General features: G+C 75.5%; 1 protein-coding gene and 1 pseudogene. One reads left to right on the top strand and one right to left on the bottom strand.

The window, feature by feature from the left end:
• Positions 1 to 234, bottom strand: a pseudogene (locus KSNIM_RS31305) (hypothetical protein); the annotation flags it as partial.
• A gap of 253 nt (positions 235 to 487) precedes the next feature.
• On the opposite strand from KSNIM_RS31305, the gene KSNIM_RS31300 reads away from it, so the two are divergent.
• A partial coding sequence (locus KSNIM_RS31300) for a hypothetical protein (protein ID WP_263106487.1) occupies positions 488 to 958 on the top strand: 471 nt, incomplete at its 3' end.

Below are 958 nucleotides of genomic sequence, written 5' to 3'. Positions count from 1 at the left end.
CTCGGCGGCCGCGGGCCGCCGGTGCGCCGCGTCGGGGTCGGGCAGCACCGGGCCGTACTTCGGCGCGGCCGGCGCCTGCGCCGCGGCCGGCTCGACCTGCCCGTACGAGGGCGCGTCGGCCTCCGGCCCCGCCGCGGCGGCTGCCGGGCCGTCCTCGATCTCCCAGGCGACCGCGGGCAGTTGAATGCCCCCGGCGCCGGCCTGAGAACCGTTTCCACCCGTGTTCGTACCCACCGGAACTCCTCCGCTTCCCCTGCGGTCCTGTCGACGGGAGCGCCCGACGATCGGTCTGCGGACGCTCTCTCCCTCGTTACGGCCCGGCCCCGCCCGGCGGTTCACCCGTTCGTACGGCCGGTCACGGGACCCGCGATCGAGGTTTTCCCGAGTCGCGGACCGGGCCGTTCGAACCCCTGGGACGCGGGGAGCCGTTCGCCTGGTCGGAGAGCCCGGTCCCGGGCTCGGTCGGCGCGAGCGCGGGAGGTCGCCCATGACTTGGTACGAAGGCCCTTGCAGGATCACCGTCGTCGGGGTGGACGCGGACTGGCCGCAACGCATCGTGGTGGACATCCGGCGGGGGGAGACCGTGGTGATCCGCGGCACGGTCGGAGCGAGCGAGCTCATCGACGACAGCGCTTGCGGCCACGGGTGGGACCTGTCCCTGGAGCACGAGTACAACGGCGTCTGGCGGCCGAACGTCCGTGCCACGCAGGGCAAATGGACGGACGTGGACGGCGTCCGCAGCCAACTGGTCTGGAGCAAGGACCACGACTGGCCGAACCGCGCCAACCGCGAACGCAACGTGGTGATCCGGATCGACCGCGCCGAGGCCCGGCGTCCGGCCGGCGCGCCGACGACCCGGGCGGTCCCGGTCGGCACCGAGTCCGCGGCGCGGGCGGCCCGGACGGCATCCGCGGTGCCGCGGGGCGGGCGGACGGAGGCCGGGTCCGGCGGGCGGGTG

Source organism: Kitasatospora sp. DSM 101779 (assembly GCF_025655475.1).
Classification (GTDB): Bacteria; Actinomycetota; Actinomycetes; order Streptomycetales; family Streptomycetaceae; genus Kitasatospora.
Note: the sequence above shows the minus strand (reverse complement) of the source record. Positions and strands in the feature narration are given on the sequence as shown.